This window comes from Bacillus sp. FSL R5-0422, assembly GCF_038610765.1.
Classification (GTDB): Bacteria; Bacillota; Bacilli; order Bacillales; family Bacillaceae; genus Bacillus; species Bacillus pumilus_O.
Genome location: NZ_CP152014.1, coordinates 662,933 through 678,716 on the forward strand (window position 1 = coordinate 662,933; position 15,784 = coordinate 678,716).

The 15,784-nt window shown below is 41.4% G+C and carries 11 protein-coding genes; 7 read left to right on the top strand and 4 right to left on the bottom strand.

Going from position 1 to position 15,784, the window contains the following annotated elements:
• The first annotated feature begins 22 nt into the window (after window positions 1-22).
• From ligA to MKX52_RS03270, 3 genes are all read left to right on the top strand, one after another.
• Window positions 23-2,029: an NAD-dependent DNA ligase LigA gene (ligA, locus tag MKX52_RS03260; RefSeq protein WP_342491469.1), complete on the top strand. Its 2,007-nt coding sequence runs from the start codon at window positions 23-25 to the stop codon at window positions 2,027-2,029.
• 42 nt (window positions 2,030-2,071) lie between these two features.
• Complete coding sequence (locus MKX52_RS03265) at window positions 2,072-3,232, top strand: CamS family sex pheromone protein (protein ID WP_238389160.1); 1,161 nt, start codon at window positions 2,072-2,074, stop codon at window positions 3,230-3,232.
• Window positions 3,233-3,360: 128 nt separating this feature from the next.
• Complete coding sequence (locus tag MKX52_RS03270; RefSeq protein ID WP_342491470.1) at window positions 3,361-4,368, top strand: phosphotransferase; 1,008 nt, start codon at window positions 3,361-3,363, stop codon at window positions 4,366-4,368.
• Window positions 4,369-4,406: 38 nt separating this feature from the next.
• Here MKX52_RS03270 and MKX52_RS03275 read toward each other — a convergent pair whose 3' ends face one another.
• Complete coding sequence (locus MKX52_RS03275) at window positions 4,407-5,105, bottom strand: MgtC/SapB family protein (protein ID WP_170938431.1); 699 nt, start codon at window positions 5,103-5,105, stop codon at window positions 4,407-4,409.
• Between the two features lie 157 nt (window positions 5,106-5,262).
• Window positions 5,263-6,744: a sodium/proline symporter PutP gene (gene putP, locus MKX52_RS03280; protein ID WP_342491471.1), complete on the bottom strand. Its 1,482-nt coding sequence runs from the start codon at window positions 6,742-6,744 to the stop codon at window positions 5,263-5,265.
• A 398-nt stretch (window positions 6,745-7,142) separates the two neighbouring features.
• Between putP and gatC the strand changes: the two genes are divergently transcribed.
• Genes gatC through gatB form a run of 3 tightly spaced genes read left to right on the top strand, consistent with a single transcriptional unit; the run spans window position 7,143 to window position 10,349 of the window.
• Complete coding sequence (gatC, locus tag MKX52_RS03285; RefSeq protein WP_003213898.1) at window positions 7,143-7,433, top strand: Asp-tRNA(Asn)/Glu-tRNA(Gln) amidotransferase subunit GatC; 291 nt, start codon at window positions 7,143-7,145, stop codon at window positions 7,431-7,433.
• Between the two features lie 14 nt (window positions 7,434-7,447).
• A complete protein-coding gene (gene gatA / locus MKX52_RS03290; protein WP_044141558.1) occupies window positions 7,448-8,905 on the top strand; it encodes an Asp-tRNA(Asn)/Glu-tRNA(Gln) amidotransferase subunit GatA in 1,458 nt (485 codons plus the stop codon).
• A gap of 13 nt (window positions 8,906-8,918) precedes the next feature.
• Window positions 8,919-10,349: an Asp-tRNA(Asn)/Glu-tRNA(Gln) amidotransferase subunit GatB gene (gene gatB / locus MKX52_RS03295; RefSeq protein ID WP_342491472.1), complete on the top strand. Its 1,431-nt coding sequence runs from the start codon at window positions 8,919-8,921 to the stop codon at window positions 10,347-10,349.
• Window positions 10,350-10,531: 182 nt separating this feature from the next.
• On the opposite strand, the gene MKX52_RS03300 is transcribed toward gatB, so the two are convergent.
• The gene (locus MKX52_RS03300; protein WP_151021799.1) at window positions 10,532-11,377 is read right to left on the bottom strand and encodes a TetR/AcrR family transcriptional regulator; all 846 of its coding nucleotides are present in this window, start codon (window positions 11,375-11,377) and stop codon (window positions 10,532-10,534) included.
• Window positions 11,378-11,508: 131 nt separating this feature from the next.
• Here MKX52_RS03300 and MKX52_RS03305 point away from each other — a divergent pair, with 131 nt between their 5' ends.
• A complete protein-coding gene (locus MKX52_RS03305; RefSeq protein ID WP_342491473.1) occupies window positions 11,509-14,733 on the top strand; it encodes an efflux RND transporter permease subunit in 3,225 nt (1,074 codons plus the stop codon).
• Between the two features lie 31 nt (window positions 14,734-14,764).
• On the opposite strand, the gene MKX52_RS03310 is transcribed toward MKX52_RS03305, so the two are convergent.
• Window positions 14,765-15,718, bottom strand: a complete 954-nt coding sequence (locus MKX52_RS03310) for a nucleoside hydrolase (RefSeq protein WP_342491474.1) — start codon at window positions 15,716-15,718, stop codon at window positions 14,765-14,767.
• Window positions 15,719-15,784: the final 66 nt, after the last annotated feature.

Below are 15,784 nucleotides of genomic sequence, written 5' to 3' on the forward strand. Positions count from 1 at the left end.
ATGAATTGAAAGGAAGAAGCAGATGGATAAAGAAGCAGCGAAACGCCGGATCGAGGAACTGCACGAGATTTTGAACCAATACAACTACGAATATCATACACTGGATCGTCCAAGTGTTCCTGACGCTGAATATGATGCGCGAATGCGTGAGCTGATCTCTTTAGAGGAAGAGCACCCTGATTTAAAAGCAGCGGACTCTCCCTCACAAAGAGTAGGAGGCGCTGTGTTAGACGCCTTCCAAAAAGTGCGTCATGGCACACCGATGCTCAGCCTTGGGAATGCGTTTAATGAACAGGACCTTCTTGATTTTGACCGCCGGGTTCGTCAAGCAGTCGGTGACGATATCGCATACAATGTCGAGCTGAAAATTGACGGACTCGCTGTTTCTCTCCGTTATGAAAATGGCGTGTTTGTTCGAGGTGCTACTCGTGGAGATGGGACAACGGGTGAGGATATTACTGAAAATCTCAAAACCATTCGTTCGATCCCACTCAAAATCAAACGTCCTTTGTCTATTGAAGTGAGAGGCGAGGCATTTATGCCAAAACCTTCCTTTGAAGCATTAAACGAAAAAAGATTACAAAACGAAGAAGAGCCGTTTGCGAACCCGCGTAATGCGGCCGCCGGCTCACTTCGTCAGCTTGATACAAAAATTGCGGCGAAACGAAACCTTGATATCTTCGTCTACAGTATAGCGGAGCTTGATGAAATTGGTGTTGAATCGCAAAGCAAAGGACTCGATCTTCTCGACGAACTTGGCTTTAAAACGAACAAAGAAAGACGGACGTGCCAAACGATTGAGGAAGTGATCGAGCTCATTGAAACACTGAAAACGAAGCGTGCTGATTTTTCATATGAAATCGATGGAATTGTGATCAAAGTCGATTCGTTAGCTCAGCAAGAAGAGCTAGGCTTTACAGCTAAAAGTCCCCGCTGGGCTGTTGCGTACAAGTTTCCAGCTGAAGAGGTCGTGACAAAGCTACTTGATATTGAGCTAAGTGTCGGGCGTACAGGTGTCATCACACCAACGGCGATCCTTGAGCCTGTCAAAGTAGCAGGAACGACAGTACAACGAGCGTCTCTTCATAATGAAGATTTGATCAAAGAAAAGGATATTCGCCTTTTTGATCAAGTGATTGTGAAAAAAGCGGGAGATATTATTCCAGAAGTCGCAGGTGTACTGATCGATCAGCGTACAGGAGAAGAAAAGCCGTTTCACATGCCGACGGAATGCCCAGAGTGTCATAGTGAGCTGGTGAGAATCGAAGGTGAAGTGGCTTTACGCTGCATCAATCCAGAATGCCCTGCCCAAATACGTGAGGGACTCATTCACTTTGTTTCCCGCAATGCAATGAACATTGATGGGCTTGGCGAGCGGGTCATTACACAGCTTTTCAAAGAACAGCTTGTCTCTCGTGTGTCCGATCTTTACCGATTAACGAAAGAAGAACTCATTCAACTTGAGCGAATGGGCGAAAAATCTGTCGACAATTTACTGCGTTCGATTGAGCAATCGAAAGAAAACTCTCTAGAGCGTTTATTATTTGGACTCGGTATACGATTTATTGGCTCCAAAGCGGCAAAGACCTTGGCGATGCATTTCGGTGATATTGATCAATTAAAGCAAGCGACGAAAGAACAATTACTCGAAGTTGATGAAATCGGTGAAAAAATGGCTGATGCTGTTGTCACGTACTTTGAAAAAGAAGAAATTCTCAATCTGCTAAATGAACTAAAAGAGCTTGGGGTCAATATGACCTATACAGGACCAAAACCGGTGAAGGTTGAAGAAAGTGATTCCTATTTTGCAGGCAAAACCATTGTGCTGACAGGGAAATTAGAAGAAATGGCACGAAACGATGCAAAAGCAGCGATCGAAGCATTAGGTGGTAAACTGGCAGGTAGTGTGAGTAAGAAAACAGATTTAGTCATTGCCGGAGAAGCAGCGGGAAGTAAGCTGACAAAGGCAGAAGAACTTAATATTGAAATTTGGGACGAAGCTAAAATGCTCGAGGAGCTAAAGAAATAAGAGGAGTGTTTTCTATTGAAAAAGTTGTTATTGCTGCTGACAATGCTCACACTGGTATTGTCAGCGTGTGCACCTTTTGGGGGAAAGGAAGACGAAGAGGTCACACAAAAAACGGATGAAACGAAAGAAACAGCCATCATCCCGATGTACAATATCTCTGACTCTTATTACAAAATGGTGCTGCCGTTTAAACAAGGGGCTGCAAGAGGATTAACAGCAGAGCGTCTCAACACACGCTTGGACATCGATGAATTTGAAACAGGACTCATGCGTCTCGCAACAGAGTCATTTAATACAAACGACTACCTTTTCCAAGAAGGACAGCATTTAGATGAGGACACTGTTCTAGGCTGGCTGGCGCGCAAAAAAACAGGCAGTGATTTGAAAAAGGCAGAAAAAGAAGATAAAGACTTTAAGAATCTAGGCTTAAATCCTGCTCTTCCGAACTCAGGTTCAACAAAGTCTAAAAATGAAAATAGTCCAATTTACTTAGCTTCAATGCTAGAGCATAATTACTTAATTCGAAAAGATAAAAATAGCTTACAGCTTGGCGGGGTTGTCATTGGACTTGCGCTGAACTCTGTTTATTATTACCGTGAAAATATCGGTGATCCTCAGCAAGAAGTGACGATCGATTCTTCGAAAAATTCAAAGAAACTACTGTCAGAAGGCGAAAAAATTGCTGAACAAGTGATCAAACGAATTCGTCAAATGGATGGATTGCAAAAAGTACCTGTCATGATTGCTCTTTATAAGCAAGCACCAAAATCATCGATCGTGCCAGGAAACTTTATTGCTAAAACAGATGTGAAAGCAGGCTCAGCTGATATCGGCAATTGGGATACGATCAAAGAGGAGAATGTCTTCTTCCCTTCAGATAATGCGAAAGGCAACTACAAAGATGATTCCGAGCGATTTGACCGTTTCAAAACAAAAGTTGAAGACTATTTCCCGAATTACACGGGTGTCGTAGGAAAAGGCTTTTACAAAGACGGCAACCTGCAAAAAATGAAAGTCGAAATTCCAATGCAGTTCTACGGAAAAACGGAAGTCGTAGCTTTCACGCAATATTTAACAGGTGAAGTAATGGATTACTATAAGAGTACCAATATCGAAATTAACATCACATCTTCAGATCAACAAGAAGCCTTGATCACGAAAAATGCTGAAGACAAAGAACCAACCGTCCATATATATGACTAAATAAAAGGATTTTCTAAACATTTGTCAAAGTAGAAGTAGACTCCAAAAGGAAAGGCTGGTATGTTGATGCTCGTATAATGCTGATTACCGTCGTGAATATTTAAAAAGACGATAAAAGGAGAATCAGCATGCATAAAGAAGTAAAAGCACGTTATGATGAACAGAAAGTCTTAAAAAAAGCGGCTCACTTGTATGACTTTCAGCTAGACCAAGTCACATTTCTAGCCGATGCAGAAAATTATGTGTATGAATATAAGGCAATGAATGGGGAGAATTATATACTGAAAATTACCCATACCATTCGCCGATCTCCCACATATATTTTAGGAGAAATGGACTGGCTTCGGTACTTATCTCATCATGGGATATCTGTAGCAAAGCCGATTTCATCAGCAAGAGGAAAAGATGTTGAAACCATTCCTGATCAAGCTGGAGGCGCTTTTTTACTTCGTGTGTATGAAAAAGCACCGGGTAGAAAAGTGAATGAAGGAGATTGGAATGGCAAGCTGTTTGAAGCGTTAGGTGCCTATACAGGGCGCATGCATCAAACAACAAAACAATATCAGGTGAAAGATCCTCGCTATAAGCGCCAAGAATGGTATGAAGAGGAACAATTAAAGCTTGATAAATATATTCCTTCTGATCAAACGGTTGTATTGCAGAGAAAAGATGAACTGATGCAAAAGCTTCACCAGCTCCGAATCTCTAAGGATGTCTATGGGTTGGTGCATGCCGATTTACATCACGGAAACTTCCATTATCATCAAGGAGAAATTATTGCATTTGATTTTGATGATATTGGGTATCACTGGTTTATCAATGATATTAGTATTTTGCTATACAATGTTCTATGGTATCCGGTGATTCCATATGAGGATAAAGCCGAATTTACTGCTGAATTTATGAGTCATTTTCTAAAAGGCTATCGACAGGAGAATGAGCTTGATGACGCGTGGCTGGCAACAATACCTGATTTTCTTATGCTGCGTCATATGCTTATTTATGGGCTTTTACATCAAGCATTTGATCTCCAAACAATGTCTTCTGACGAAAAGGCTATGCTGACATGTTTTCGAAAGGAAATTGAACAAAAAATACCAATTACACCTTTTGATTTTCATCAGCTTGCCCGATAAAAAAACTCCCCTGCTGTACAAACAGCAAGGGGTTTTTTTTATACCGTATCACACTTGACGCCAACGACGCCTTCTAGATCTTTAATATCAAAATACACATCAGTTGTATAGCGATCTTTATGCACGCGTACGCGTACTTCCATAATCGGGTAGTTCTTTTCTGTTAAATCATCAATACGAACAGAATGAATGCGGATGTTGAGGGCTTTCATTTCTTTTAAGATATCCGTCATACGGTTTCGATCAGAAAGAGACATTCTGATGCGGATTTCTTTTTCCTGTAAGCGAATCGGTCCAATCCGCTGGAAGAGCCACGGTAGAAATTCGACACTAATCAGAATAAAGAAAAGACTGAGGAAGGCTTCTTTATAAAATCCTGCCCCTGTTGCAACCCCAAGTCCTGCTGCTCCCCAGATCATCGCAGAAGTCGTGAGACCTGAGATGACATCATTGCTTTTTCGCAGAATCACACCTGCTCCAATAAAACCAACACCAGATATAATTTGCGCCGGTAACCTGAGTGGGTCCATTTGAAGCCTAGAGACTCGAGGGAAATTGTAGGCTGCATCAATGCTGATGATGGTTAACACGCAGGAGCTGACAGCAATGACAATACACGTTTTTAAGCCGAGCGGCTTTTTCTTCAGCTCTCGTTCGAGCCCAATAATCAAACCGATTAAGGTGGCCACGGCTAACTTTAAGACTGTATCCCATTCAATCGTCCAAAACATGCGTATCGCTCCTTCACTTCATGTACGTTTCACAACATGTATATGATCCTCTCACAGCCCATATGGCTGCACAACTTCTATTTTATTCAGAAATGGGAGAAAGAAAAGCATTTTATTTAAAAAAGAGAGTCATCCGCTTAAGGCAGATGACCCCTCATGTTCTTTATTTTGTTTCTTCTTCAAGATGATTTTCCATTTTGGTAAACAGCTTTTTAGAAGCTTTAGATGGTTTATTGGTCAAGAGGCTGACAATGATGGCAGTCAAACCACTTAAAATAAATCCTGGAACCATTTCGTACAAGCCAGTTGTATTATTCAAGCCGGTTGAAATCCATGTTAAGACAACAACTGCCCCAACAACCATTCCTGCTAGTGCACCGTGATGGTTCATTCGCTTCCAATATAGGCATAGAAGGATGACTGGACCAAATGAAGATCCAAAGCCTGCCCAAGCATAACCAACAAGATCAAGAATGGTATCACTTGGATTAAGTGAAAGACAAAGCGCGATAATGGCAACGACCAATACAGACATACGTCCAATCATCACTAGTTCTTTGTCTGACGCTTTTCTTCTAAAGAAAGTCCGGTATAAATCCTCTGTCATTGCACTTGCAGTCACAAGCAGCTGTGACGAAATCGAACTCATAATCGCAGCTAAAATAGCAGAGAGTAAAAATCCAGTAATATACGGATGGAATAACACCTTAGAAAACACAATAAAAATGGTTTCTGGGTCTGCTAAAGTAGTACTAGTCTCATGTACATAAGCGACACCGACTAATCCAACAGATAATGAACCAATAACAGACACAATCATCCAGCTCATACCGATACGACGTGCTGGTTTTAAATCTTTTACAGTCGTAATGGCCATGAATCGGACAATAATGTGCGGCTGTCCAAAGTAACCAAGGCCCCATGCTAAGAAGGAAATAATGCCAATGACGCTCGTTCCTCTGAATATATCAAGCAATTTTGGATCAATTTGTTGAATATCTTGATATGTGGCAATTGGGCCACCTAATTGAGTAAAGGCAACGATCGGCACGAGCACTAATGCTAAAAACATAATAGCTCCTTGAACAAAATCAGTTAAGCTAACTGCCAAAAAGCCGCCGAATAAAGTGTATAAGATCACGATACTAGAGGTTAAAATTAAACCAAACATATAATTGGCACCAAACGCAGATTCGAATAAACGACCGCCAGATACCATACCTGATGAGGTGTACAGTGTAAAGAAAATCATAATAATAACAGCTGAGACAGCTTTTAATAAAGTAGAAGAATCTTTAAATCGTTTGTCAAAAAAGTCTGGAATGGTGATTGCATCATCAGCAACCTCAGTATACGATCGTAAGCGAGGAGCTAAAAATAGATAATTCAAGTAAGCCCCACTAATCAAACCAACAGCAAGCCATCCTGACGAAAGCCCTGTTGTATACATCGCACCTGGAAGTCCCATGAGCATCCAGCCACTCATATCTGAAGCACCAGCAGATAGAGCTGTCACGTAAGGACCCAGCCCGCGTCCGCCCAACATATAATCATTCAAGTCATTTGTTTTTCTAAATGCATACCAGCCAATGGCCAGCATTCCAATAAAATAAATACATAGAGAAATTCCAATCTCAATACTCATGTTTCCATATCACCTTTTTCGTATTAATTTGACATCACCTCATTCAAAATATACAAGAACATCCAATTCGTCTGGCTGCTCACTGCTATGGTTACTTAACCTATCAGAGTATTCCCTGCTGATCAACCTTCTTAAACCTCATTCTTACGTAAAAAAATGCGTAAATGATTGATGAGAATCTATATGTAAGCGCTACCAAAAACATTTAAAAGAAAAAATTTTCTGATAAATATTTAATCTCTGATACAAATTATTTTCACACTTTCTGGTTTTGGGTGAATGGCCACCTTCTCAAGCCTGTGTAAAGTTGCTTTAGAACAGTAAAATTTGATATGATAAAGTGTATATGACTTATGATCATGACCACGAACACGTATCATTTTTGGAGGTGAACCTGCATGTCTAGAATTTCAATAGAAGAAGTAAAGCACGTGGCGCATTTGGCACGGCTTGCAATTACAGAAGAAGAAGCTGAAATGTTTACTGAACAGCTTGATAGCATCATTTCATTTGCAGAGCAGTTAAACGAGGTAGATACGGAAAACGTTGAACCAACAACACACGTATTAAAAATGAAAAACGTCATGAGAGAAGATGTTCCGAATAAAGGTCTTTCCATTGAGGCAGTTATCAAAAACGCGCCTGATCATAAAGACGGCTATATTCGTGTGCCATCAATTTTGGACTAAAGGAGGCCTGAGGCATGTCACTGTTTGATCACAAAATTTCTGAATTAAAAGAGCTTTTACATAAAAAGGAACTGTCTGTTTCTGATTTAGTGGACGAGTCTTATAAACGAATCAATGAAGTAGACGGGAAAGTACAAGCATTCCTTGCACTGGACGAAGAGAAAGCTCGTGCGTATGCAAAGGAATTGGACGAGGCAGTTGGTGAAAAGGACGAGCTTGGTCTATTGTTTGGTATGCCAATCGGTGTGAAAGATAACATCGTCACAAAGGACTTACGTACAACTGCATCAAGTAAAATCCTGCAAAACTTTGATCCAATTTATGATGCTACGGTTGTCAATCGTTTAAGAGATGCGGAAGCAGTCACAATCGGTAAATTAAATATGGACGAATTTGCAATGGGATCTTCTACAGAAAACTCAGGCTACAAAGCAACGAAAAACCCTTGGAATTTAAACACTGTTCCAGGTGGATCAAGTGGCGGCTCAGCAGCTTCAGTTGCAGCAGGTGAAGTACCATTTTCACTCGGATCAGATACGGGCGGTTCGATTCGCCAGCCGGCATCATTCTGCGGCGTTGTAGGTCTGAAACCAACGTATGGCCGTGTATCTCGATATGGCTTAATCGCATTTGCTTCTTCATTAGATCAAATCGGGCCGATTACGCGTAACGTAGAGGACAACGCATATGTTCTTCAAGCGATTGCTGGTGTAGATCAAATGGATGCAACGAGTGCTAATGTCGACGTCCCAGATTTTCTTTCTTCATTAACTGGAGACATCAAAGGCATGAAAATTGCTGTGCCAAAAGAATACCTTGGAGAAGGCGTTGGCGAGGAAGCAAAAGAGTCTGTTCTTCAAGCATTAAAAGTATTAGAAGGACTGGGTGCAACTTGGGAAGAAGTGTCTCTTCCGCATTCTAAATACGCGCTTGCGACTTACTACTTGCTGTCTTCTTCAGAAGCATCTGCAAACCTTGCGCGTTTTGACGGCATTCGTTATGGCTACCGTACAGATAATGCAGAAAACCTAATTGATTTATATAAAAATACTCGTTCTGAAGGCTTTGGAAACGAAGTGAAACGCCGCATCATGCTTGGCACATTCGCTCTTAGCTCAGGTTATTATGATGCATACTATAAAAAGGCGCAAAAAGTCCGTACTTTGATCAAAAAAGACTTCGAAGATGTTTTTGAAAAGTATGATGTCATTGTAGGACCAACAACACCAACTCCTGCGTTTAAGATTGGTGAAAAGACAAGCGATCCTCTAACAATGTACGCAAACGATATTTTAACAATCCCTGTGAACCTTGCAGGCGTTCCAGGAATCAGTGTGCCTTGTGGATTTGCAAACGGTCTTCCGTTAGGACTGCAAATCATTGGCAAGCACTTTGATGAAGGAACGGTTTACCGCGTGGCTCACGCTTTCGAGCAAGCAACAGATCATCATAAAGCAAAACCTGAACTGTAAGGGGTGAATCAGAATGAACTTTGAAACGGTAATTGGACTTGAAGTCCACGTTGAGCTAAAAACACAATCAAAAATTTTCTCCAGCTCGCCGACACCTTTTGGTGCAGCTGCCAACACGCAAACAAGTGTCATCGACCTTGGATATCCTGGCGTACTGCCTGTATTGAACAAAGAAGCGGTGAACTTTGCAATGAAAGCAGCCATGGCGCTAAACTGCGAGATCGCAACAGATACAAAATTTGACCGTAAAAACTACTTCTATCCTGATAACCCAAAGGCGTATCAAATTTCTCAATTTGATAAACCGATCGGTGAAAACGGCTGGATTGAAATTGAAGTAGAAGGTAAAACGAAACGAATCGGTATTACGCGTCTCCATTTGGAAGAGGATGCAGGTAAACTGACGCATACAGGCGACGGATATTCACTTGTCGATTTCAACCGTCAAGGCACACCGCTTGTTGAAATCGTATCTGAGCCAGACATTCGCACACCAGAAGAAGCATATGCGTACTTAGAAAAACTAAAATCCATTATTCAATATACAGGCGTATCTGACTGTAAGATGGAAGAAGGCTCACTGCGCTGTGATGCCAACATTTCACTTCGTCCGATCGGTCGTGAAGAGTTTGGAACGAAAACAGAGCTCAAGAACTTGAACTCATTTGCTTTCGTACAAAAAGGTCTTGAATTCGAAGAGAAACGTCAAGAGCAAGTATTGCTTTCTGGCGGCTTAATCGAACAAGAAACGCGCCGCTATGATGAAGCGTCTAAAAAGACGATTCTGATGCGTGTCAAAGAAGGTTCTGATGATTACCGCTATTTCCCAGAACCAGATTTAGTGGAGCTGTACATTGATGACGAGTGGAAAGAACGTGTAAGAGCGTCGATCCCAGAGCTTCCAGACGAGCGCCGCAAACGTTACATTGATGATCTAGGGCTTCCTGCATATGATGCGATGGTGCTGACACTGACAAAAGAAATGTCTGATTTCTTTGAAGCAACCATTACAGAAGGTGCAGAAGCGAAGCAAGCTTCAAACTGGCTAATGGGCGAAGTATCTGCTTACTTAAACTCAGCTCAAAAAGAGCTGGAAGATACAAAGCTAACGCCGCAAGGCCTGGCTGGCATGATCAAGCTCATCGAAAAAGGAACGATTTCTTCTAAGATTGCCAAAAAGGTATTCAAAGAGCTGATTGAAAATGGGGGAGACGCAGAAAGAATCGTCAAAGAAAAAGGACTTGTCCAAATTTCTGACGAAGGTGCCCTGCTCAAACTTGTGACAGAAGCACTTGATAACAACCCGCAATCTATCGAAGACTTTAGAAATGGAAAAGACCGCGCGATTGGTTTCTTAGTCGGACAAATCATGAAAGCATCGAAGGGTCAAGCAAACCCGCCGATGGTCAACAAGATTCTCCTAGAAGAAATCAAAAAACGCTAATTAGCAAAAAACCGCCTTATGAGAAGAGGCGGTTTTTTTATTTGAACTGACAGGGTCTTATCATAGATTCAGACCACCGCCGTATATCAATTCGGAGATTCTTTTCTTATAATGAAGCATAAGCGAAAGTGCACATTCGAAGGGGGATAAAGGGGAACGAACCTGAAAAACAGCGCGTAAAATTATGAAAGAAACAGCTTCAATTGTTCGACTACTCTTATGACAGCAGGGTCCTCACACTTTTCTAAATTCGTCAGCATCCCTTGAATGACTGGCTTACGAGGCTCAGCTTTCGCCAGTTCTTCTTCAATGACTTCAATGGATACAAGAGTATCATCAGAAAGCAAATGCTCAAGCTTTAACAAACGAAGCTCCTCTTGAAGGGAAGTAGCACTCGGCGCATCATCATCCCAAATGGTTGGCTTTAAAATAGGTTTCGTCTGAGAGCGAATCATCCCTTGAACCAAATCATCAAACCGTTCGAGTATAAAGGAAGAGAGCTCATCAAATGATAATTGCATCTGATCTTGTAAAAGCAGCACCTGCACATACGATTGGATGATTCCTTGAAACATGACTGACAGGTCAGTTATATATGGTTCGATCTCCTGTCCATAAGTGGTCAAGATGGAAATCTGGATTTCTTCATTCATTTGTTTTTTCACAGTTTTTGAATACTTTTTAATTTGCTGGTTTTCTGGAATAATGTTCTCGCTGAGGATCAAAATGATAAAATCCTTGTTTTCAGCAAAATGCTGAAACTGTTCAGCGATTTGCTTCTGGAAGATCTCTCTCGGCGCGAGATGCTGATTCTCTTTTCGAATCGTTTCAATACTTTGCATGGACGTGTCGATATAATATTCAAAGGCGCGATTGAAAAGCTGCTCTTTTGATTTGAAATGTAAATAAAATGCGCCTTTTGATATTCCGCACTCATCTGCAATTTCCTGAATGGTCGTAGAAGAAAAACCCTTTTTCGCAAACAACTGGATGCTTGTTTTAATGATTTTTTCTTTTTTTTCGTTCATGAAATAAGGCCCCTTCAGCTTTAGAATGTTACGTCAAACGCAAGTGAAATGGTTGACGGCATTGTATATCACCGTTTATTATGATATAGAATGACCAGTCAGTCAATACATAAAGGAAAATGGAGGACATAATGAATTCGATCATCAATTTTGTATTAAAGAATAAGTTCGCTGTATGGCTCATGACGATTATCGTAACAGTTGCTGGTCTATATGCTGGATTGAATATGAAACAAGAATCAATCCCGAATATCAACACTCCAGTCATTACGGTTTCTACAACGTATCCTGGCGCAACGCCGGACGAAGTATCAGATAAGGTGACCAACCCGATTGAGAAGTCTATTCAAAACCTCAACGGAGTCAATGTTGTCACATCCAATTCATTTGAAAATGCCTCATCTATTCAAATCGAGTACGATTACAATAAAGACATGGATGAAGCAAAGAAGGAAATTGAAGATGCGATTAGCAATATCAATTTTCCGGAAAATGCAGAAAAACCAAAAATCGCACGCTTTAGCATTAACGCAATTCCAATCTTAGCAATCAGTGTCTCTGGTGATAAAGAATCATTAGAAGACCTTACACAGAAAGTAGAAAACGACCTTGTTCCTTCCATTGAAGGATTAGACGGTGTCTCTTCTGTCGAAGCTTCAGGACAGCAAATCAAAGAAGTAGAATTTTCTTTTAAACAAAAGAAATTGAAAGAATACGGTTTAGATGAAGAAACTGTTCAAAACATGATCAAAGGCTCTGATGTCAATGTACCATTAGGTCTATACACATTTGGCAACAAGCAAAAATCGGTTGTTGTGGACGGCAATATCTTAAGCGTCAAAGATTTGAAAAACATGCGAATCCCTGTCACACCAAGTGCAAGCGGCGGCGCGGGAAGCGCTGGAGCTGGAGCACCATCTAGCGGCGCTGAAAACCCAGGTGCGCAAGGTGCGGAGCAACAGGCTGGAAATGCAAGTCAGCAACAGGCAGCAGCTCAGCAGCAACCTGGTGGAGGGGCAGCAAGCGGTCAATCTGTAGAACTGCCAACGATCAAGCTTTCTGACATTGCGGATATTAAAGTAGTAAAAGAGGCAGAATCGATTTCTAGAACGAATGGAAAAGACAGCATCGGTCTGCAAATTGTCAAAGGTTCTGATGCCAACACTGTGAGTGTGGCAGAAGAAGTGACGAAAGAGCTTGAGAAATTCAAAAAAGACAACAAAGGAATCAAAGTCAGCACGACATATGATCAAGCAGAGCCGATTAAAGAATCTGTCAGCACAATGCTGAACAAGGCGATCATTGGAGCAATCTTTGCGATCATTATCATTATGTTGTTCCTTCGAGATATCAAATCAACATTAATTTCGGTCATCTCTATTCCGTTATCCCTGTTGATTGCTGTTTTATTATTAAATCAGCTTGATATCACATTAAATATCATGACACTTGGTGCCATGACCGTTGCCATTGGGCGTGTGGTCGATGACTCGATTGTGGTCATAGAAAATATCTATCGACGAATGGCGTTAAAGGATGAACCGTTAAAAGGCAAGGCACTCGTCAGAGAAGCCACAAAAGAAATGTTTATCCCAATTATGTCTTCGACGATTGTCACCATTGCGGTATTCTTACCATTAGCATTAGTAGGCGGAATGATTGGTGAGCTATTTATCCCATTTGCGCTAACGATTGTGTTTGCTTTACTTGCTTCACTGCTTGTTGCCATTACGATTGTTCCAATGATGGCACACAGTCTATTTAAAAAGAACCTGTATGGCACAGCGAAAAAAGTGAAAGAGCATAAACCAAGTAAGCTTGCCGGCGGTTATAGACGTGTACTCAACTGGACACTCAACCATAAATGGATCACATCAGGAATTGCCATCCTTATGCTTGTCGGAAGCTTATTCTTAGCACCACTAGTCGGTGTCAGCTTCTTACCACAGCAAGCCGAGAAGACGGCGATGGTCACATATACACCTGAGCCGGGACAAACGAGAGAACAAGCAATCGATGAAACGAAAAAAGCAGAAGAATATTTGATCAAACGTGACCATGTCAATACTGTTCAATATTCACTAGGTTCTTCAAATCCTATGACAGCAAGTGTAGGGGGCAACTCTAATGGTGCGTTATTCTTCGTACAATATGACGATGACACGCCAAACTTTGATAAAGAAAAAGATAAAGTAACGAAAGCCCTGCAAGACAAAACGTCTAAAGGGGAATGGAAATCACAAGACTTCTCGTCTGCTGGCGCAAGCAATACTGTAACGTACTACGTCTACGGTGACAAAGTAAGCGATATTGAAGGCACAGTAAAAGATGTCGAGAACATCTTAAAAGATGAGAAAAACTTAAAAAATGTCAGCACAAGCTTATCTGAGAAATACGACGAATATACGTTTAATGCAGATCAAGAAAAACTGGCGAAGCTAGGTTTAACTGCTTCACAAATCGCTCAAGCAATTGCTCCTCAAAATAGTGAAACAACACTAACGAAAGTAACAGAGGACGGCAAAGAACTTGATGTGAAGCTTCAAACCGAAAAAGACGAATATAAGAGCAAAAAAGATTTAGAAAATAAAAAAATCACAACTCCTACAGGACAAGAAGTCCGAATTGGTGATGTCGTAAAAGTAAAAGACGGTACGACAGCTAATACAGTGACCAAACGTGATGGAAAAATCTACGCAGAAGTGTCTGGTGACATGACAACAGACAACGTCTCAAGTGTAACGCAGGATGTTCAGAAGAAAGTCGACAAGCTTGATGTGAAATCTGGCGTAACGATTGACACAGGCGGCGTAAGTGCGGATATTGAGGAGTCCTTTACACAGCTTGGTCTTGCAATGCTTGCAGCAATTGCCATTGTGTACCTCGTTCTCGTCATCACATTTGGCGGAGGTCTTGCACCATTTGCGATTCTATTCTCACTACCATTTACGGTAATTGGTGCACTCGTCGGACTGTTTATAGCAAAAGAAACCATCAGCTTAAATGCCATGATTGGATTGCTTATGCTGATTGGGATCGTTGTGACAAATGCCATTGTCTTCATTGACCGCGTCATTCATAAAGAAAACGAAGGCCTTTCAACAAGAGAAGCATTACTGGAAGCAGGTACAACAAGATTACGACCAATCTTAATGACGGCACTTGCAACGATTGGTGCACTTCTGCCACTTGCATTAGGATTTGAAGGCGGAAGCCAGATCGTGTCAAAAGGACTTGGCGTCACCGTCATTGGCGGTTTAACAAGTTCTACACTTCTCACATTGGTCATTGTTCCAATCGTGTATGAAATTTTAAGTAAGTTCAGACGTAAGAAAAAGTACGCTAAAGAAGAATAAGAGGAAGCCCCGTTTATTGGCGGGGCTTTTTTTATGTTGAAATCTGACAAACAGCTTTTCTCATGAGCTCTTCAAATGCGTGAAAAAAGGCATCACGATCAACATGGTCAATGACTTGTATTGACTTTCCATCTGGATGCTCTTCAGTACGACCTTGCCTTGGCGTGTCGGTATAAACGATTGTGTTCACTTCTTTTGAATGGGTAAATGATGAAGAAGCAAGCGTCATCGTAGTGAGTACGTCCCATAAGTAATACGTCGAATTCGTTTCATGATGAATGAGCGGTGGACAAAAGGCGTAACACTGTCCGATAAAATCAATTCCAATGTGAGAACGAAGGGAAGCCCAGCGCTGACGTACATCAAGTGTAAGTGGAACTTGATTCGTGCTTTCAAGTGCGACCATATCAATAGGAAAGCGTTCCTTGAAGACGGTGCTGACAGCATAAGGGTCCCAAAATGCATTCCATTCTGCTGTCCCGTCATGCTCGGGTTCCTCCACATTCCCTTTTTCAAGAAATGTACCGCCCATCCATACCAATTTTTCAATTTTATTAGAGATGGAAGGATCTTCTTCTAAAGCGCGAGCAAGATCTGTGAGTGGGCCTGTAAAGAGCAACGTGACAGGTTTGGCTGCCTTTTTAACGGTTTCAATTAAATGAAGGTGTGCTGGGAGCTTGGACACGTTTGTATCAACAGTGCCTTTCTCGTTTAAAATAGGTAATGCATCTACATAAAAAGCATGCATGCGCCACTCTTTCGGAAAAGGATTGACGCCTCTAGAATTTGAAGCAGCGACTTCAATGTCATAAGGGCTAAATCGATCAATGATTTTTTGAGATGCACTGAGAGCGGGCTCTAAATAGCAATCAGCAGGAATGACAGACGTCCCGATCACTTTCAGGTGTTCCATTTGAAGGAGTAGAAATAACGAAACGAGATCATCAACACCGCCATCATGATTAAAATAGACAGGCTTTTTCATCGCAAACCATCCTTTACAGCGTTTTCTTTTATCTTATCAGAATGCTTTCTTGCTGAGGGAAATGTG

What these genes read in the sequence shown, in the direction of transcription:
- ligA (WP_342491469.1), top strand. Translation starts at nt 23, where the DNA reads ATGGATAAAGAAGCAGCGAAACGCCGGATCGAGGAACTGCACGAGATT.
- MKX52_RS03265 (WP_238389160.1), top strand. Translation starts at nt 2,072, where the DNA reads ATGCTCACACTGGTATTGTCAGCGTGTGCACCTTTTGGGGGAAAGGAA.
- MKX52_RS03270 (WP_342491470.1), top strand. Translation starts at nt 3,361, where the DNA reads ATGCATAAAGAAGTAAAAGCACGTTATGATGAACAGAAAGTCTTAAAA.
- putP (WP_342491471.1), bottom strand. Translation starts at nt 6,744, where the DNA reads ATGAGTATTGAGATTGGAATTTCTCTATGTATTTATTTTATTGGAATG.
- gatC (WP_003213898.1), top strand. Translation starts at nt 7,143, where the DNA reads ATGTCTAGAATTTCAATAGAAGAAGTAAAGCACGTGGCGCATTTGGCA.
- gatA (WP_044141558.1), top strand. Translation starts at nt 7,448, where the DNA reads ATGTCACTGTTTGATCACAAAATTTCTGAATTAAAAGAGCTTTTACAT.
- gatB (WP_342491472.1), top strand. Translation starts at nt 8,919, where the DNA reads ATGAACTTTGAAACGGTAATTGGACTTGAAGTCCACGTTGAGCTAAAA.
- MKX52_RS03300 (WP_151021799.1), bottom strand. Translation starts at nt 11,377, where the DNA reads ATGAACGAAAAAAAAGAAAAAATCATTAAAACAAGCATCCAGTTGTTT.
- MKX52_RS03305 (WP_342491473.1), top strand. Translation starts at nt 11,509, where the DNA reads ATGAATTCGATCATCAATTTTGTATTAAAGAATAAGTTCGCTGTATGG.
- MKX52_RS03310 (WP_342491474.1), bottom strand. Translation starts at nt 15,718, where the DNA reads ATGAAAAAGCCTGTCTATTTTAATCATGATGGCGGTGTTGATGATCTC.